Origin of the sequence: uncultured Parabacteroides sp. (genome assembly GCF_905196875.1) — a bacterium.
Classification (GTDB): Bacteria; Bacteroidota; Bacteroidia; order Bacteroidales; family Tannerellaceae; genus Parabacteroides.
Genome location: NZ_CAJJWO010000014.1, coordinates 34586 through 52573, shown reverse-complemented (window position 1 = coordinate 52573; position 17988 = coordinate 34586). Strand labels below are relative to the sequence as shown.

The following is a 17988-nucleotide window of genomic DNA, read 5'->3' as shown; positions in this document are numbered from 1 at the left end:
TCGTTTATTTTTTAATTCTTTTTTCCAGTACAATACGTTCATCTTCTTTTGGTATTTCTTTTGTTAAAGCGGTCTGCCAACAAGAAACGGCCTTATCTGCAGCACCGAACAGATGATAATAATCTCCTGCCAACTGCCAGGTATAATAGAATTCCGGGTTGGATATTATAAACTGACGGACCGTCTCTTCATCGAGAGGGATACCGTTACCGATACTGTGCCGAATCTCCTTCGCCAACTTCTTATAGGTCAATAATTGCTGATAAACCGGACTATTCAAAAAGGTATCCGCAGGCAAAGAAAGACTATCGATGCATAATTCTTCCGTATCAGACGGATGGGCAAAAATCGCATTCAGATCATAGGCAACATATTCACCTAATTGCCAGGGAGCAGTCGACACCCACATCAGTCGTTTAGCCGGTTCAAAGATCACCGAATGATGGGCTATAAACTGGTTAAGTGCTTTCTCGTTGGTCAATCCGATATTCCGGCCTTCCTTTCCGAACCGATTACGTAATATAGATGCAGCTTTCGAAACATCTACCGGGATATTTTCATCCAACAATTCATCTAACCGGGCATACCGGTAGGGACTATCGGAAGTGGCTATATTCTCCTTATTCCGGACATCCTCTTTAAATATGTCCGACTGATAATGGTTCGTACAGATAATACGATTTGTTTCCGAACCGAACAGGGCGATCCGGTCGGTCGATTTCTCGATGATGGCGGCCTTCCCGTCTTTTGCCGAACCAATCAATAAAGACTCGGCAACAAAAGTTTTATGTTTCTGTGCAATCGCATACGCCTCTTCTATGGTGGAAGCATATTGAAGGATCTCGCGTGCTAATAAAGAGATAGGCATGGCTGCCGATACCGGCATGGTCGATTTAGCAGCATTGATGGTAACTGTCAGTCCCGTTTCATTCATCCCCGACAACACACCGGTCATGCCCGCCCAACCTACGGATGCAAAACAATATCCATCGGATGGCCGGTAAAACGAAACCAGTTTATTACGGGCAAAATCATCGCCCACATAAAAGTCGAAATTACGCCCTATCAATAAAGTTGAATCCGCACTTTCATTTCCCCAGACACCAAAAGAGCTACATCCGACCAGCATATAGTCCTGCATAGCATGGCCGATATCATGTGCGGCATGATAATTCAACTGACGTTCGTAAGGAGTACCGATCGCATCATATTCGTGGGAACAAGAAAGAGATATTCCATAGATCTCCGTCCTGTATTCTTCCGGTATATATTCGCCCAGATTACGGTTAAAGAGGATCAGGAAGAAACGCAAGAACTTCAGATAACTGTCTGAAGGAATGATCTGGCGTATCTGATCGACAAAAACCTCTTCCTGGTAATGAAGCAAATCTTCTGCCAGTTTCCCGAAAGCAACTCCCCTTTCGACCGGATTCCCCTGCAACGACATTTCCCACAACCCGCTTTTGCTCTGTCGCAGATGATTCGGGCCATACGTACGCAAGCTATCTGCCTTTACCAGAGAATAAACTGGCAACGATTGTCTGTCGATAACCGGTTGTTTCATATCCGCCGTCAGATAAAGGACAGAGGAGGCGATCAAAAGCAGTCCGACAAAACAAAAAACGGACAGGATCAGGTATTTTATTATCTTCTTTATTTTCATATCAGGCATCTCCTATCTTCCGGGCCAGATATTCCGCCCCTAACAGTTCCGCACAAGTCAGCATTGAAGTCAACGTTACCCCTAAAGCACCATGTACATTCAGACTTTGTCCGGTCAGGAACAAATTAGATATACGCGTACGGGGTGGAATCAATGTTATCAACGGATTTTTATAACTCTTCATTATTCCATAGGCCGAACCACCGGGAGTACCGGTATAATCCCTGTAAGTAAGAGGGGTAGTAGTCACTATTTTCTCGGTATTCTGCGAAATACCCGGACAATATCGTTCGGCAAAAGCTATTAACTGCTGTGCTTTTTGCATTTTAAACTCTTCATAATCGGCACCCCGTCTTCCGACAGTCGTATCTTCCCAGTTTTCCACCTCCGACAGATACATGGGAGAAAGCAGACAGATCACATCGGTATACTGCTCCTGGGCAGAAGACGGTTGCATCGAGACCATACAAGTATTAATCCGGGTATCTTCGGGATACCGGGTGTTATACCAGGCATTCTGATCTCCCAACAAAAAGAGATTCCGGTTACAATACCGTGTACTCTCCCGTTTCTGAAGGAGATAGACAGAAAACAATCCGTATGAATTAGGCAAATGTTGCAAACGGGATAGGGTAGCCTTCCGTATCAACGGAGATTTCTCCACCAGGCTCAACGTATTGAAAGGATGCAGGGAAGAGATAACATACCGGGATTCCAGTTGTTCCGAATGATTGATCTCTACGGCTTTTATTTCGTTTCCGGACAAACAAAGTTTACTAACTTCTGCGCCGGTCAGTACTGTCCCACCGTTTTGCCGGATCATGTCAACCAGAGCATCTGCCACCTGCATACTTCCGTCGACAAAGCGCCAGGCTCCCTGAAGGTACGAATTCGTAATGATGGCATGATGATAAAAAGTAGAAACCGACTGATCGCCCCCATACAATAGAACGCTACCGGATAACACCTGTCGCAAAGTTTCATCCGGAGTAATCCCCCTGATCTGTTCCCAGGCAGAGACATAAAAATTATCCATATTGCCGGAAGATAGTTTTCCTTTCCTCAACTGTTCCACACTGATCGAATGACCGACAGCCTCCAGCATATCGATATAGCGGTAAAGAGCTTCTTTTTCTTTCGGGAATTCACAGGCCAACGTATCTGCAAACCGCTCATGCCCCATAGCAAAAGGATAAAACTTATCTTTATAGCAGATCATATCGAAAGCCTCTTCATCCATCCGCCGCATCTTCAACTTATCCATTATTCCGAAATAAGTGAAGTATTGTCGCATAATTTCACCCTCATCCATACTGCCGATATAATGAATGCCGGTATCCAACATCCTGCCATACCGTTTAAAAGATTGAAAGCAACCACCGGGTAAAGGATTCTTTTCGAGCACACAGACATTATACCCTTCTTTACTCAAAGTTACACCACAAGCCAGACCACCCAGTCCGCTGCCTATGATAATAACATCATATCGGCTACTGCTACTCATGCACACACTCCTTTCTTCGCAGAACATAGATCATATTGGATGTAAAACGATCGTTAGCCTGCTGCTCTATCTCCATCCGATGTCGTTCTGCGAGCCGGATAAACATTTCATGCGTCGGAAAATAAAGATCATTTTCCCTTTTATTGAATTCCAGTAAACGGGTAGAAAGCAACTCAGTAAACCGGGTCACCCGGTGTTTAACCGTACCTCCGGCATCACCGTCGCGAATAACCAATATACCACCCGGCAATAACTTACTGATACAAGCGTCCAACAAACGTTCCTGGGATGAATAATCCATATAATGGAGTATATCATTCATTATAAACACATCACTGGGCGGAAGATCATAGTCCACCGCATTAACACAAACAAAACAGATACGGTCATTCCTGGAAAAATTATGATTCGCAACGGCAATCTTATCCGCATCATAGTCAATACCCAGAACAGTCCGTTCTTCCGAAAGCATGGCAAGCATGTAAGAAAGCGGCCCCAACCCACAACCGATATCTGTAATACGGGCTTTACGCGGAATAATCCGGTTAAAAAATTCATATTTATCCTCCATGAGGACTTTAATACGAATATACCATTCCTCCACCGGGCCTTTATAAATATAATTGGCAACCAACTGCCTGTAAAAATAAGGATTATCCGAATTCGAATAAATATCGCAAGTCTCCTGATAAGCATTACGGAAAACGGCTGCGATGGCTTTGGAACGTTCCTGATACGTCACGCCAAAACTTGTATCAGCATTGGCTATGCGAGGCAATATACGGGTACACAATACCCCTCGCTTCACATAGAACGGCTGCCGTTTCGAAATGATCATTCCCGTTCCGTAGAGAACGACCGGCAGTATATCCAACTGTAACTTTTCAGCCAGATAAAAAGCACCTTTATGAAAACGATGTACTTTACAGTCTGCCGAACGCGTCCCTTCCGGGAAAACAACCACCGAATATCCCTGAGAAACCTTATCACGAAGATGGTGCAGGACCTTTTCATACCCATCTTCCGTCTGCACAAAATCAGCATATTGCACAATTTTTCCAAAAACAGGGGAATGCCATACCCACCTGTTCGTAACCATCACCAGCTTCGGTGCCAGGGAAAGCATGACCAGTATATCTACAAAAGACTGATGGTTAGCAATGATCACCGACGGCTTCTCAAAAGTTTCATTACCCGGATTTATTTTCTCACGCCGGGCTATCCAGGCAGCTTTCAGGAAAATACGGAGCATATACATCATGATCCGGCTGAATAACCGCTTTTTTCTATTCCTTCCTGCAGGTAGCAATATCAACAGAAGCGCTACTCCCATCATCAATAAACAGCCGGTGACAAACAAGCCAAAAAACCACACTGTGACCAAAAGTGCGGACAAAGTATACGGGAAATTTCCTTTTGAGGCAGGCCGGGAAATAAAAAAGCGGAACAGGATCGGCAAGATCGTATAAGAAACCAATACGACAGAGATCATTCCCAGGATCGAAATTACTGAGATCGACTGTAATGCAGGATGTTTCGCAAAAACCAGTACTCCAAGTCCTACAACCGCAGTAAATGAAGAGAAAAAGATAGCTGTCTTATGGGAAGTAAGCATCTTTTTTCCCGTCCGGTATTCCTGTTGCAGACCATCCATGATAAAAATACTGAAATCATCTCCCAAACCGAAGATAAAGGTCGAAAGGATGATATTCACAATATTGAACTGCGTACCAGTCACTGCCATCAGCCCCAGGATGATCACCCAGCTGACAGCCATCGGAGTAAAAGTCATCAACGTCAATTCGATCCGTCCGTACGAGATTAATAAAGCGAAGAAGATCAGAAACGAGGAGATATAAAGGATCAGATAAAAGTCATCATTGATAGCCGAGACCCACTTATTAGCAAAATAACCGCGATCAAAAATCACCAATCCGTCATTATCGTCAAAACGGTCATAAACAAACTCTTTATCATCCTCATTCAAACGAACCTGCGTGATAAACATGGAAAGTGAATCGGCCGAAGAAGCCCAACTGTCGAGCAACGGCAAAGAAGAATCGCCGGAAGTAAAGTCGCAAGGGCTATATTGTTTATCCAGAAGGGTAAAAAAGTCATCAAAAGTATCGGCCCGGAAATGATATTTCCCGGCTTTCTCCCTGATCTCTTTATCGACCAATGCTTTCCGTTCAGCTGTCCAGTAGCTGTTCCAGCGGTCGATACGCCGCTGTTGCTCTGCATAAGGAATAAATATTTTTTCTGCCGAAGCAAACTCTTTAATCTTACCTTCTGCTTTCAAGGTTTCCAGTTCACGATTCGTTTCCGCATAATGTTGTAATCCTTCCTCAGAAGTATTACCTACCGAAACGAAAAGTGTCGTTTTATTATCCGACTGGAAAAGATCGTTCAAACGTTGTTCCGCCGCCTTCAGGTTAGCCGGTTCGAAGCTCAGGTTCATCATATTACTATCGAACGTCACCTTTCCCGACATATAAAGAGACAAGAAAAAGACGATCACAATCGTAATGACCAGCGGCTTATTTTTTTCATAAGCATATCCGTTGATCTTCTCAATAATACGAAGAACCCGGCCGGCCTCTTCATGTCCTTTCTTTATCTTCAGGAAATGCGGTAGGAACACCAGGCAAAAAAAAGTTGTCCCGATCAAAGCCAATGAAGAAAACAAGCCAAAGTCACGTAGCAGGTCCGAACTGGTGAAAACCAACCCAAAGAAAGCCCCGACCGTTGTAAAGCTCCCCACTGTAAGCGGATAGGCCAGCTCCTCAATCAACTGCCGAATGGACGATACATGATTAAAATGCGACAATACATGGATCGAGTAACTCAATGCCACCCCAAATACAGCGGCACCCGCCCCGATCGCAATGGCCGACACAGCACCTTTAATGAAAAAGATCAGAGCCAGTGAAAATACAGCTCCATATAATACAGGCAGTATGATCAGGATCACAGCCGAACGGCTTTTGAATACCAATGTTATAAAACCGATAATGATGATCAGGGCGATCGTCATGGTCAACATGGTATCCGATTTGATCTGCCGGGCATTATAGACACCGACCGACGGTCCCCCGAAATATTCCGCCTTTACACCGGGATAGGCGTTCATCGTTTCTTTCAGTTGCTTTTCGATCGTATCGATCAGGAATTCATTTTTCCCTGTACTCCCTGTCCCGTAATGCGGAGTAATAAAAAGCAACAGGGTCGACATATCCTTTGAAAAAATATGCCCGTCATACAACTCATAATTAGCCGTCATCTGGAAATCGCGCAGTTTTTCCAGAGAAGAAGTACCCAGACCTACCGGGTCACGGGGCAGAATATTCTTCAGTGCCACCCCTGCCGGAGAAAGCAGATTCAGATAATTACTACGCATACGGTGTTCTATTCCCTCAGGGGTCAATACGGAATCCATCCGGACATAATCAGCCTCAGTCAGGAAAACAGGCAGGTTATCATAAATAAATCCGGTCACCTCCCCTATCATGTCCTCACCCACCTCCGCAAATATATCCGTTATGTACTCAGTTCCGGCCTCTTCCAGCAAACTATCTTTCAGATTTTCTCCTGCTTCAATCAGGCGATCGGAAGAAACTGTGCCGGATACCGTATCGGCAGACGACAACATAACGATAATCTTATCTTTGATCTTCAGGTTTTGGAAAACAATCTCCGTACTCCGGGCATCCTGCGTATCTGGGAAAAAGCGGGTTACGTCTTCTTCAAATTTCACCTGTACAGCAAAGAAAAGTAATAGCAGGAAGCTACCGACCAGTAGCAGGTAACGGACAGCTACATGGCGTTCCAGATAATTATATATATGGATAAACAGCTTATTCATCCGGCAGAATGCTCAGGCTTCCGAAATAACGAAAGCAACATTAGACAAACAACACCGGCCAATAACCCGCAAATAACGGCAAAGACCATACTTCCAGCCAGATACTGAACGAACGAATCCCTGATCGTATCGAATGTCACTTCATGTACACTCAGCTTTACAGGACGATCCAGTATCCACCCTCCCGTCACATAACTCCCGAATAACAGGAAGGGAATCATTGGAGGGATACTGATATTCGATGCAACGATCGTGATCACTTTGTTCAACCCCATCAAATGGGCCAATATACCGGCAACAATCATCTGGTATCCCCAGATAGGCACAATTCCCATAAAAACACCGAACATAACCGCTAATGCGATCCGTATATTCGACTCCGGGGAATGAGTGATATTCTTCGATATGAATTTCTTTATATTCTCCTTCGTTATGCTTCGTACGCATTTCCAGGGCCAGAACCATAACAAAGCAATGGTTACGAGCACTGAGTTCAATAAACTGATACGTGTAAAATCCCGCAACGGACGAAAATGACTAACCCGTTCTCCTGCCGGTGGATAATACACTTTCACCGGAACATTCGCAACCCGTATATTCCGCCAGGCAGCCTGTACGATTATCTCCAGTTCGTATTCGTATTTTGTTGTGAAAAGACGTACTTTCTTCAGCTTGTTCAAAGGATAAAGCCTGTAACCCGACTGGGTATCAGTTAAGCGGATGCCTGTCTCCAGTGTAAACCAGAAATTAGAGAACTTATTGGCAAAGGTATTTTTTCCGGGCATATTATCAGAAGCCAGATTACGTGCTCCGATCAATAGGCTATCCGGATGCAATTCTATTTCTTTCAGGAAAACAGGGATATCGTCTGCGTAGTGCTGTCCGTCCGAATCGAGTGTAATAACATAACGGTAACCGATCTCCATAGCTGCTTTCAGTCCGGTATTCAAAGCATAACCTTTTCCCCGGTTGTTCGGATAACTGATAACACCGATTTCGGAGAATCCTTTCAGCACTTCCGCTGTATGGTCTGTGGAACCATCGTTCACCACTATAACAGGAAATGAATAAACCAATACATCCGTGAGGACCTGGCCAAGAGTAATAGCGTTATTGTACGTTGGAATCACAATAGCCAATTGCCCCTCCCGCCGGAAATGATCCGGAAATGTATATGTAGTATCTGTTACCATTTATTCGTTATTACTCCGCAACAATCGTTGCTTTTAGTTTGAGTACAGTCGTCTCACCTGCACTTACAATAGCCTGTAGCCTGTTGGTATTACCTAAAGAGAATGCAAACGTAAGAATACCATGTTCCAGCGGGTTCACGACAGAGAGGAATTTACAACTATTTATAGCTTGAAAACGCATCGGAGTATTCAACACCATCGATACGCATTCTTTCACTATGCGGAGCATACAAACACCGGGTACCACAGGCATACCCGGAAAATGCCCTTTATAAACATTATGCTCCGGATTCAGCCGGATTACACAGGTATATTCTTCATCTTGTCCCGCAACGGTTTCTACTGTATAAAAGTCAGTCAACATCCCTTTTACTATGCATTTAGTGGGACAAAGGTAGGGAAGTTTTTCTATTATTTTGGTCTGTTTCGAATCTTTTTCAGAGTATTAACCCTTCTCTGACAAGAGTTCCTACTTTATGGCATCCAAACCGATTGAAAGCCTTAATCCCGTATGTCTTATACGGATCGCTTCTATCCCGATACTGTCCGGAAGGGAGCGGAATGTCGTTTTACGAAGGCCGGCTCCCAATTTGATCTCTTGTATGCGGTTTGTTATATCGTCCACACGATAATATCCGTTGAAGCCGGGCAGGAACAATTTATAAACAATATCCGTTTGTGGTTTTGTGCAGTTGTAAACGACCGCTTTATTTTCGGGCTGTATGTTCAAACCGAAGAGGACCGAGAAGTCACGATAAAACAGATCCAGTATCTTCTTTTTATTCAATGGTTCAATACAATGATGTACCATCAAACCGTCTCTCCCGATTTCCAAATCGAAAAGGCTCAATCCGAAATGGGTGCTGAAAAGCGTACGGTAGGTTCCCTGATCCGTTTCTTTGACTAACAATAGCCCACTGAAATGCTTCCGCATGAAATCGATTGTCATATTGTATTTACACAACCCGGCAGAAGCATCCACCATAGGAAGAAGCTGTTCTTTTCCTATCCGTAATGTTTCCCCTTTCCGGCAGTCCCGTGTGATGGACGGAGCGCACGAACAGCAGATCAGTAAAAGACAGAGACTAACGGATAACAAACTTTTCATCACCGGTCAGTGTATTATATTGCTGGTTTGTAAAGTGATATTCGGTATAATCTTTTGCATTCTCCGACAGGCGCAGCGTTTGTACAGCCATATTTTTCTTATCTATCGAGATAACGATCTCTGAGATATAAGCCTGTACACTTTTAGAAACCGGACGGATCTTAACCACATAAAGAGAAGGCGACTCATAATATTCCAACTTATACGCTGATGTCATACTACTCAAATCGCCAACCATACAGGCAGCCAGCATCCCTTTCATTTCATTCATCATCTGGTTGGAACCCAGATTGACAACATTACTTTTCCCTTCGGATACGATTTTTAGTTTTTGACCATTGATAATAATCTGATAATCGACCGGTGAGGTATAATCCATCCGGATCATATTCTCCTGTTTATAATAGAAACGTCCCTTCGAGAGAATCTTCTCATTAAAAACGTCCAGAAACTTCTCCTGTGTAAAATCACTTTCAATAGAAGAGAGCGAAGCCGCTTCCTTCTTCAGCCGCTCCTGAAACTCAGCTGTCGAAACCAATGGTTTCAGATCCTTTTGAGCCACCATTGGCAAATAAAAGGCCAGAAGCAACAACAGGCATATATATCTATTCATTATCATACTCTTTTTCAAACGGACGAGGTAAATAAAACATTGTATCGAGTGGAATGACCTCATAATCGATTGTCTTTAAATATTCCAGTAAACGAGCTACCAGAGAGGCACAGCCGGGCAGGCGATCATGCAACAAAATTACAGCCCCCGGTTCGATCTGCCTGATGATACGGCGGAATACCCTATCTTCAGATTCTCTCCGCGTATCAAAAGAACGAATGCTCCATCCGATTATTGTATAGCCTAGTTCATCCGTCACGCGGGCGATAGTGGGATTCGTTACCCCAAAAGGAGGACGGAAAGCTGATAACGGGTCTGCATACGTGTACAAGGCATCTTCACCTTTCAATACTTCGTCATACATCTCATTGAATGAAAGGAACGGGAACTTCCAGGAATGGTGGTACGTATGATTTCCGATATAATACCCTTCCTTTACCATACGCTTGAAAAGTTCCTGGTTTTCCAGTACTTTTTCCCCTACACAAAAAAAGGCGGCCGGTGCCTGATACTTCTTAAGAACATCCAACACCTGCGGTGTATGTTTCGGGTCAGGACCATCGTCGAAGGTGAGACAGACCACACGTTTATCGGTTTCTCCCTTGCATAAGGCTTTCACATATACTCCCGAACGAATGCTGTAAGAGGCATAAAACAGAAAACCTCCGACACAAACCAATACGACTATCAATATCAGCCATCCCATATATTACCCTTTCTTTATTAATAAAAACGAATGATTGTCCAGGAAGGAATTATACAATAAAACAGAGTCGGAAGAACCGGTCTCCTGCATCCGGGAACACGCATACCACAAAGCAAACGACATAGCTGTCGGGAACTCTCCGCAATAGCGTTTGTATTCATCCGGTAAGACCACGCAGGCATCCGTAGTTCCATTCCGAAATAGAAAAGCTTCCATGCGCTTATCGATCTCTTCCTTCGTGAAAGAGCCGCTGAAAAACTCCATATCCCGGAGCTCCGCCATACATTTCGGCGACGGATCTCCCGACAATAGAAAGAAAGCCGCACCTTCACCGAGTTTTGCCTTTTTCCAAAACCCCAGACGGCCGAGAATGACCTCTAAAGCTGGCGTCATTTCATCGACAGCTCCGACCAAAACAGACGAAGCTTCCCCTTCCTGCAAAAGTAAAGCCGCATCCAACAAAGCACTTTCCAAAGAAAAGGCACGATGTACGTAAGTCGTATTATAGCTATGATTTCCGGTAAGCAGAGCGATCTGTGCCCCGATCGTATTAAACGTAGACTGGATAAATGCCGTGGGAGTAAGCAATTCCTCGTTATGCTCCAGTATCGTATTCATAAACTTCTCCGTATCGGCCAGGCATCCCAGCCCTGTGGCGGTCAGGATCGCATCCACACGAACAGCTGTTTCCCCGATGCATTGCAATCCGGTAGCCACCCCCATACGAACCATACGACTCATACGGCGGCGAAGGGTTGCATTGGGGATCAGGAGCTTGTAGTCAGGTTCCCTGAGCTGACAACCGTCGGTCGTCCGTTCAAAAGAGGCTGCTATTTTTTCTATATAAACCGGCTTTGTAAACATAGTTTATCGATCGAATTGCTGGAAAAGCAGAGAAGCATTGTTCCCTCCGAAACCAAAGGAGTTAGATAATACAGAGCGAAGAGTCAATCCTTCCTGATAACGGGTAACAGGGATCAATCCTGTTTCCTCTACCGGAGCGGAGAAATTCAGATTCGGATAAAGAATACCGTGTTTCAGGGAAAGCACACTGAATACAGCCTCAATCCCACCAGCGGCACCCAATGTATGGCCGGTACATGTTTTCGTAGAACTGAACGGTGGTATCCGGCCTTCGAAAAGGCGGAGAATAGCCCGGCTTTCGGAAGCATCATTATTCGGGGTCCCTGTTCCGTGAGCATTGATATAGTCTACCTCCTCCGGCCGCACTCCCGCTTTATCCAGAGCACCTTTCATGGCAAGGAAAGCACCGGTGCCTTCGTCGGAAGAAGCCGTCTGGTGAAAAGCATCGTTGGCATTCGCATAGCCTGACAACAGGCAATAGGGAGGATTGGCAAGAGTCGCTTCCGATTGAAGTACCAGGTAACCGGCCCCTTCCCCCAGATTCAACCCGGCGCGTGAGCTGTCGAAAGGGCGGCAAGGTTCCTTGTCCAGGATCATCAGGGAAGCGAAACCATTTAAGGTGAACTTACACAAGGCATCCGTCCCACCGGCAATCACCACATCGAGCATTCCCTGCCGGATCATCCGGGCTCCGAGCATAATTGCGTTGGCGGCAGACGAACAGGCCGTACTGACCGTTGTCCGAAATCCGGTAATTCCCAGGAAAGAGGCGATCCGTTCCGTACTGTCGCCGGCATCGTGCGAGGCAACATATCTTAATCGCCCATGTGCCGGATTCTCGCGGAAGGAAGGGTAAAAAGACTCCGTCAGGTCCATTCCCCCGGTAGAGGTGGAAGAAATCATACCGATACGTAATGCGCTATGCGGATCAGACAAGTCCAGCCCGGAGTCGGCCAATGCCTCGAAGGCAGCCGTCATCCCCAATAAAGCAGTACGCGATAATTCGGCGGATACCGGAATACCGAGCGCCTGCTTCAGTTCCTCATTCGTCCGCTTTACTTCGGATACAGGTTCCTTACGCGAGGTAGGAAAGAGCGTAACAGGTCCCAGCCCATTCCGCCCGTCGCGGAAAGCGCGAAGATGTTCCTCCACATTCATGCCGATACCCGACACGCAACCGATACCTGTGACACCTATTCTCATTTCGTACGGTTTGCTGTGATGTAGTCAGCCAACGTTTTTACAGAGTAGAAGATAGATTTCCCCTCCCCCGGATTCGCTATACGAATACCATAGTTACGTTCGAGTATCAGAATGATCTCGAGAGCGTCGATCGAGTCGAGTCCCAGTCCTTCATCCCCGAAAAGAGGCGCTTCGTTTTCAATCTCCGCCGGAGTTATGTCTTCCAGGTTCAGCGATTCGATCAGCGATTCTTTCAATTCCTGCATTAATTGTTCCATATTGTCTGTTCTATATTATTATTCGTTTAAAATCATTTTTGTTCCAGCCAGTCGAAACGGGCTTCATACGTATCACCCAGTAGTTCGCACCAACCGGTCAGGCAGGCACGTAGTCGTTGTTTTTTCATCACCAGCCGGGCATATTCCCTGATAAAGGACTCCGGGTAGCGGTCGTTGATAAAAAAAGTATTCTCCCCTTGTATCTTATAGCGGATGCAAATTTCGCCCATCACCACATTCGGCAAGGTGTAAACAAACACGGCCGGGCTGGCCTCCCGATCGCCCATCGTATCGATAAGACGCTGATGCTTCCGATCCGGATCCAGCGAAGACGAGGCATTGACCAACACGATCCCGACTTCCCCCGGAGCATAGCCGGTAGTTCCCCCGTTCTTTGCAAAAAGACAGGCTGCCGCTATATATCCGAGTTTACAAAGATCGTCCATCTTATAAAACTTCCGGTCATCCAGCGATAACATTTTGTAAGCCCTGCGGATAAATGTTCCAAAATCTTCTCCTGATACAGCCTCCAATAAAACTTCTCCATCCAACAGAATCCTCCCTCCTTCAACCGACACCTTGCGACAAGAGCATCTTTTCCCCTCTCGAGAGGGGGCAGGGGGTGTGTCATCTTTTCCTGTCTCCAACGATAAAACAACAGCCGCATTGCATCCTCCGAATCCTGAAGCCGTTTTCACACAGCTATTCATAGGGATCCCCCTATGCGCCGCACTTACCGACAAAGGAAAAGGAACACCGCAAATCTCAAACCCCAACGTCGCGAATACTTCTCCGCTGCGAAGTTGCTCCATGCAGGCGATCGATTCGATGATACCCGAAGCTCCGAGCGTATGTCCCCAGTACGACTTCAGGCTGTTGAGCGGCAGATGATCCAACCCGGCCAGATGAAGTGCTTTCGACTCCATCTCGTCATTATACAAGGTAGCCGTCCCATGCGCATTGACGAACGATATGGCATCCGGCTGTAAACCGGCCTCATCCATTGCCTGGCTGATCGCATAATACAGGCCATCGCCGGTACGCGAAGGGCCCGAGATATGATTGGCATCATTTGTTATCGCCCCGCCCCGGATAATCACAGGGCGATGCTCTTTCACCCGATGCGGGTCGGAGGTTATGAGTACAGAACCGCAGGCTTCCCCCAGCGACAGGCCGCCGCGTGCTTCGTCGTAGGGCCTGCATATCTCCGGACTGACTGATTTAAAAGATTGAAAGCCGGTGACAACAAAGCGGGTCAACAGATCCCCTCCGGCCACCAGTATATGTTTATATTTCCCGGCTTCTATCAACCGGGAAGCCACTATCAATGCAGATACACCGGAGATACAGGCATTGGAGATAACGATCGGTTCATTCACACAACCGAAATAATCCGCCACACGCATCGCCATCCCGAAAAGCCGGAAGGGGGTGGTCATGCTTTCCCCGATCGAGTGTCGATCCCGACCGCAATCGGGTATCGATTCCGACCGTAATTGAGTGTCGATCTCGACCGCAATCGAGTGCTCATTCCTGCCGGCGGATAATACATCGATATTTCCTTTCGTCGTGGAGAGAATCAGTCCACAGTCCGGATCGGCAGGATCGATACCGCTTTGACGGATCGTGTCCGACAAAGAGAGGATAAATAATTGCTCCATCCGGGTGTACCCGTCCAGCTTCTGCACCGAAGCGGCTTCTTTTAAACGGGTATCGTCTATACATGCAGCCATGAAAGGAGTGTCGAAAAGGGCAGCGTTTTCTACCCGCTTGATACCCGAATGGTACCCGCGGATATGGGAGAAATTCTCTTCCGTACCGAAGCCCAGCGAACTGATGATCGAGCCGGCCGTTATATAGTTGTTTACCGGATCTCCCATTTTTCTTTCCACATTTTATAAAAGTCCGGATTATTCAGTTCCAGTAATCCTGTCGCTTTGTTTACAAAGACCTGCATACTGGAACCCATAGCCACCACAGTCTCGTCGCTTTCCCGAAAGATAACGTATTCAAAAAGTATCTTAGCCGCATCCGTCCGGATATATCGCGTTTCCACAATCGCAGACTCGCCGTACTTGAGAAATTGCTTGTATTGTACGTCCAGTTCGACGATCGGTACCACATAACCTGCATCGCGTATATCCGTATAACCGATACCGTACTGTCGGCCGAAAGCCTCCCGTCCGTCTTCCATATAACGGACATACTCCCCGTGCCAGACCACCTCCATCGAATCTACTTCGCTGAATCTGACCCGCAAGGTCGTGCGGTTGGTAAGGGCTGCCTCTTGTAGTTTTCTCCGTTTCATGCGTCTTTTTTCAAAAATATTTTAAGCTGACCTTCGGCGACCGGGTTTCCGTTCACCTGCACAGTGGCCGAGATCAGAGTGATATCGAATATTTCCTGTTCCACCCGGATCGTGGTCCGTAACTCATCCCCGACCTGCGGCAACGTCTGATAGTTCATCTTATCGACCGAGCCGATAAAACCGACAGGCACTTCTTCACCGGCATTCTTATACAGATACCCCACCCGCACGGCTGCCGATTGGGCGATATGTTCCGTAATGCCACATTCATCGAGTTGCCCGTCCCGACAGAACAGGTTGGAGGCTTCCACCTTCAGCCCGGTATACGAACCGTTCTGGTCCATGCCGAAGAAACGGTCTACCATCACGATCGGCGGACGTTGCGGGATCAGTTCCAACAGCTCGTCGCCGGCCAACAGAGGGGTATCGAATGAGATTGCAGCCATATTTACTTGAGTTTACATTGCATAATACTATGTCCCAGGCCGAGCCCGTCGTGCATCCGTTCGATTGTGAGTCCGGCTTTTTCCACCAGGCGAGCCATATCACCGGAATAATACATCTTGCTGTTGCCATTGGCCATTGCCGTGAAATAAAGGCTAATCTGCGCCAGGCAATAAGAGGCCGTCTCGAAACGCTGGCGGTCCCAGAATGTCTCCATGATATACAAACGGCTGTCGGCGTTCATCGAACCCGCGACGCGTGTCAGGATACTCAGTACCTGTTCTTCCGAGAAGCAGTCGAGGAACTGGCTCATCCAGATGGCATCGAACGGTTCCGGAAAACGGGTCTCCTCATCCAACAGGTTGGCGGCATACCCATGAATACGGTCCGCTCCTTCCAGCCCCTTTGTCTGCTCCCGCATCATCTCCAGTTGCTGGGGCAGATCCATGATGGTGACCTCTACTTCCGGTGAACAGGCTACACATTGCGTCGCCCAACGCCCGGTATTGCCACCCACATCCAGCAACGTACGTACCGGACTTGCGAAAACAACCTCCAACGCTTGCTTAAAAGAGTTGTCGGAATAAAAATGGTCGAAGCCGAACCAGCTCTCCTGCACCTTTTCGGGCAGGCTGGACAAACCTTCGTAGACGGTCGGCCAGTTGCCGAACACTTTCAGGCCTTCGGGCTTGCCGGTGAGCAGGGCCTCTTCCAGGTGGAAAAGTCCCAGATAGTTCACGTCATGGTTGAAATCCATATTCACCCGTGCCATTTCATCGTTCAACAGGAACCAGCCGGCTTTCCCGAGGGAGAAACGGTCGTCTTTCAACAGGATGGTTCCGATCGTCAGCGACGATTCCAGCAACACCTGTACTGCATAGCGGGAAAGGCTTGTCTTTTCCACGATGTCATCCATCGTCAGGCCGTCCTGTGCTTCGCGGAGCATTCCGAATATCCCGAACTTGACCATCAGGCGCGACACCTGAAAGACTACCGGGCCAAAAGCGATCTCCTGTGCCAGACGTTGCGCCTGTACAGCCGAGAAACGATCCTTTGCGTATATTTCTTTTTGAGGAGATGATAATTCCATGTTCTCTCTTATTCTATCTGTTATTTCCAGAAGTCATAGTAATTAAACCATTGTTCCGGATATTGTTTTACAACCGACTCCAACGCTGATACATATTGCTTCAGCAACTCCTGCCCCGGCACTTTCCCTTTGACACGCTTTTCCGGCTGTGCCGGTACGAAGTTAAACTTATAATGCATGCACTTCTCACGGACAGCAAAGTAAAATACGACAGGTACTCCCAGACGGGAAGCCAACAGGAACGGCCCTGCCGGAAAAGAGGCTTCTTTTCCAAGGAAAGTCTCTGTAAAGACCTGCGAACCCTCCACATAACGGTCGCCCTGAAAACAAACATATTCTCCTTTACTCAATACATCCCTGATCCGGAATATATGTGTCAGGTTATCTTCATTCACGGGAATGACTTTGTAGTTCTTCCCCTTCGTGTTCTTCTCCAACAGTTCTTTGATCTTCTGATATTCGGCATCAAACATCACGATATTCATCTTCTTCCCGTATTCATCGAAAAAAGGAGCGCCGATCTCCCAGTTGCCTACATGAGCACCGATCATAACTACTCCTTCGTTTCCATTCAATACCTCCAGGAAGTCTTGATACCGCGTACCGAAATCGAAGGTATATTGTTTGTCCATCCCTGCACCGACCGCCACCTTATCGATCAGAGTTTGCCCCAACCGGTAATAATTGACCAACAGAAAACGGGCGGAACGAAGACGTCCATATCCTAACCGCTGCCGTGCATACCTCCAGATCGCACGGGTCGCCTTCGGAGCAAACGGTACAAAATAGACCACGACCAGACAAAGAAACGCATACGCCGCCTTTATCCCCAACCCTTTTATCAAGAGAATAAAGAAGAGGTAGCCGAAAGAACCTCCGCGCGTTTTACCTTTCCAGCCTGTGTCGTTGTCGTTACTCATTCACACGTAAGTCAATGAAATCGTAAAAGTCCTGGAACGTTTTGATCCCGACAAAATCCTGTGCTTTCAATGTAAACCCGAAGTTGTGTTCCACCAGTACGACCATATCCACCAGGTCAAGGCTATCGAGTTCGAGCGTCTGCATCAACAGGGCATCGGGCTGTATCAGTTCTATATCTATTTCGAACTCCTCCGATAATTTCTCGTTGATCTTTTGAATTAATTCTGTATTTGCCATTTGTTTGTTTATTGT

The 17988-nt window shown here is 46.7% G+C and carries 17 protein-coding genes; all 17 read right to left on the bottom strand.

Translation table 11 applies throughout. The features are described 5' to 3' along the window. Positions 1-4: 4 nt before the first annotated feature. A complete protein-coding gene (locus QZ076_RS07240) occupies positions 5-1663 on the bottom strand; it encodes a C45 family peptidase (protein ID WP_293711836.1) in 1659 nt (552 codons plus the stop codon). A 1-nt stretch (position 1664) separates the two neighbouring features. Continuing rightward, positions 1665-3167 (bottom strand): NAD(P)/FAD-dependent oxidoreductase, encoded by a 1503-nt coding sequence (locus QZ076_RS07235; protein WP_293711834.1) that lies wholly within the window; start codon positions 3165-3167, stop codon positions 1665-1667. Then, positions 3160-7029 carry a 1-acyl-sn-glycerol-3-phosphate acyltransferase gene (locus QZ076_RS07230; protein WP_293711832.1) on the bottom strand — a complete coding sequence of 1290 codons (3870 nt, stop codon included), beginning with the start codon at positions 7027-7029 and terminating at the stop codon, positions 3160-3162. The genes QZ076_RS07235 and QZ076_RS07230 overlap by 8 nt, the downstream gene beginning before the upstream one ends. Beyond that, the gene (locus QZ076_RS07225) at positions 7026-8222 is read right to left on the bottom strand and encodes a DUF2062 domain-containing protein (RefSeq protein ID WP_293711829.1); all 1197 of its coding nucleotides are present in this window, start codon (positions 8220-8222) and stop codon (positions 7026-7028) included. Before QZ076_RS07225 ends, QZ076_RS07230 begins: the two co-directional genes overlap by 4 nt. Positions 8223-8232: 10 nt before the next feature. Then, positions 8233-8586 (bottom strand): hydroxymyristoyl-ACP dehydratase, encoded by a 354-nt coding sequence (locus QZ076_RS07220; RefSeq protein ID WP_293711827.1) that lies wholly within the window; start codon positions 8584-8586, stop codon positions 8233-8235. A gap of 105 nt (positions 8587-8691) precedes the next feature. Next, on the bottom strand, positions 8692-9330 hold the full coding sequence (locus QZ076_RS07215; protein ID WP_293711824.1) for a hypothetical protein: 639 nt from the start codon (positions 9328-9330) through the stop codon (positions 8692-8694). Continuing rightward, positions 9308-9943 (bottom strand): outer membrane lipoprotein carrier protein LolA, encoded by a 636-nt coding sequence (locus QZ076_RS07210; RefSeq protein WP_293711822.1) that lies wholly within the window; start codon positions 9941-9943, stop codon positions 9308-9310. Before QZ076_RS07210 ends, QZ076_RS07215 begins: the two co-directional genes overlap by 23 nt. Further along, on the bottom strand, positions 9936-10649 hold the full coding sequence (locus QZ076_RS07205) for a polysaccharide deacetylase family protein (RefSeq protein WP_293711819.1): 714 nt from the start codon (positions 10647-10649) through the stop codon (positions 9936-9938). The genes QZ076_RS07210 and QZ076_RS07205 overlap by 8 nt, the downstream gene beginning before the upstream one ends. A gap of 3 nt (positions 10650-10652) precedes the next feature. Continuing rightward, positions 10653-11513, bottom strand: a complete 861-nt coding sequence (locus QZ076_RS07200) for a beta-ketoacyl synthase chain length factor (protein WP_293711817.1) — start codon at positions 11511-11513, stop codon at positions 10653-10655. Positions 11514-11516: 3 nt separating this feature from the next. Beyond that, the gene (locus tag QZ076_RS07195; RefSeq protein ID WP_293711814.1) at positions 11517-12716 is read right to left on the bottom strand and encodes a beta-ketoacyl-[acyl-carrier-protein] synthase family protein; all 1200 of its coding nucleotides are present in this window, start codon (positions 12714-12716) and stop codon (positions 11517-11519) included. After that, complete coding sequence (locus QZ076_RS07190) at positions 12713-12973, bottom strand: phosphopantetheine-binding protein (RefSeq protein ID WP_293711811.1); 261 nt, start codon at positions 12971-12973, stop codon at positions 12713-12715. Before QZ076_RS07190 ends, QZ076_RS07195 begins: the two co-directional genes overlap by 4 nt. Before the next feature lie 32 nt (positions 12974-13005). Then, complete coding sequence (locus QZ076_RS07185; protein WP_293711894.1) at positions 13006-14853, bottom strand: beta-ketoacyl synthase N-terminal-like domain-containing protein; 1848 nt, start codon at positions 14851-14853, stop codon at positions 13006-13008. Then, positions 14838-15281, bottom strand: coding sequence for an acyl-CoA thioesterase (locus QZ076_RS07180; protein WP_293711808.1), 444 nt, complete (start codon positions 15279-15281; stop codon positions 14838-14840). The genes QZ076_RS07185 and QZ076_RS07180 overlap by 16 nt, the downstream gene beginning before the upstream one ends. Beyond that, complete coding sequence (locus tag QZ076_RS07175; RefSeq protein WP_293711805.1) at positions 15278-15727, bottom strand: hydroxymyristoyl-ACP dehydratase; 450 nt, start codon at positions 15725-15727, stop codon at positions 15278-15280. The genes QZ076_RS07180 and QZ076_RS07175 overlap by 4 nt, the downstream gene beginning before the upstream one ends. A 2-nt stretch (positions 15728-15729) precedes the next feature. Beyond that, complete coding sequence (locus tag QZ076_RS07170) at positions 15730-16815, bottom strand: methyltransferase (RefSeq protein ID WP_293711802.1); 1086 nt, start codon at positions 16813-16815, stop codon at positions 15730-15732. A gap of 20 nt (positions 16816-16835) precedes the next feature. Continuing rightward, complete coding sequence (locus QZ076_RS07165) at positions 16836-17735, bottom strand: acyltransferase (RefSeq protein ID WP_293711799.1); 900 nt, start codon at positions 17733-17735, stop codon at positions 16836-16838. Next, positions 17728-17973 (bottom strand): phosphopantetheine-binding protein, encoded by a 246-nt coding sequence (locus QZ076_RS07160; protein WP_293711796.1) that lies wholly within the window; start codon positions 17971-17973, stop codon positions 17728-17730. The genes QZ076_RS07165 and QZ076_RS07160 overlap by 8 nt, the downstream gene beginning before the upstream one ends. Positions 17974-17988: the final 15 nt, after the last annotated feature.

Excerpts from the sequence above, each read along its gene's own strand:
- QZ076_RS07240 (WP_293711836.1), bottom strand. The coding sequence starts at position 1,663 with ATGAAAATAAAGAAGATAATAAAATACCTGATCCTGTCCGTTTTTTGT.
- QZ076_RS07235 (WP_293711834.1), bottom strand. The coding sequence starts at position 3,167 with ATGAGTAGCAGTAGCCGATATGATGTTATTATCATAGGCAGCGGACTG.
- QZ076_RS07230 (WP_293711832.1), bottom strand. The coding sequence starts at position 7,029 with ATGAATAAGCTGTTTATCCATATATATAATTATCTGGAACGCCATGTA.
- QZ076_RS07225 (WP_293711829.1), bottom strand. The coding sequence starts at position 8,222 with ATGGTAACAGATACTACATATACATTTCCGGATCATTTCCGGCGGGAG.
- QZ076_RS07220 (WP_293711827.1), bottom strand. The coding sequence starts at position 8,586 with ATGTTGACTGACTTTTATACAGTAGAAACCGTTGCGGGACAAGATGAA.
- QZ076_RS07215 (WP_293711824.1), bottom strand. The coding sequence starts at position 9,330 with ATGAAAAGTTTGTTATCCGTTAGTCTCTGTCTTTTACTGATCTGCTGT.
- QZ076_RS07210 (WP_293711822.1), bottom strand. The coding sequence starts at position 9,943 with ATGAATAGATATATATGCCTGTTGTTGCTTCTGGCCTTTTATTTGCCA.
- QZ076_RS07205 (WP_293711819.1), bottom strand. The coding sequence starts at position 10,649 with ATGGGATGGCTGATATTGATAGTCGTATTGGTTTGTGTCGGAGGTTTT.
- QZ076_RS07200 (WP_293711817.1), bottom strand. The coding sequence starts at position 11,513 with ATGTTTACAAAGCCGGTTTATATAGAAAAAATAGCAGCCTCTTTTGAA.
- QZ076_RS07195 (WP_293711814.1), bottom strand. The coding sequence starts at position 12,716 with ATGAGAATAGGTGTCACAGGTATCGGTTGCGTGTCGGGTATCGGCATG.
- QZ076_RS07190 (WP_293711811.1), bottom strand. The coding sequence starts at position 12,973 with ATGGAACAATTAATGCAGGAATTGAAAGAATCGCTGATCGAATCGCTG.
- QZ076_RS07185 (WP_293711894.1), bottom strand. The coding sequence starts at position 14,853 with ATGGGAGATCCGGTAAACAACTATATAACGGCCGGCTCGATCATCAGT.
- QZ076_RS07180 (WP_293711808.1), bottom strand. The coding sequence starts at position 15,281 with ATGAAACGGAGAAAACTACAAGAGGCAGCCCTTACCAACCGCACGACC.
- QZ076_RS07175 (WP_293711805.1), bottom strand. The coding sequence starts at position 15,727 with ATGGCTGCAATCTCATTCGATACCCCTCTGTTGGCCGGCGACGAGCTG.
- QZ076_RS07170 (WP_293711802.1), bottom strand. The coding sequence starts at position 16,815 with ATGGAATTATCATCTCCTCAAAAAGAAATATACGCAAAGGATCGTTTC.
- QZ076_RS07165 (WP_293711799.1), bottom strand. The coding sequence starts at position 17,735 with ATGAGTAACGACAACGACACAGGCTGGAAAGGTAAAACGCGCGGAGGT.
- QZ076_RS07160 (WP_293711796.1), bottom strand. The coding sequence starts at position 17,973 with ATGGCAAATACAGAATTAATTCAAAAGATCAACGAGAAATTATCGGAG.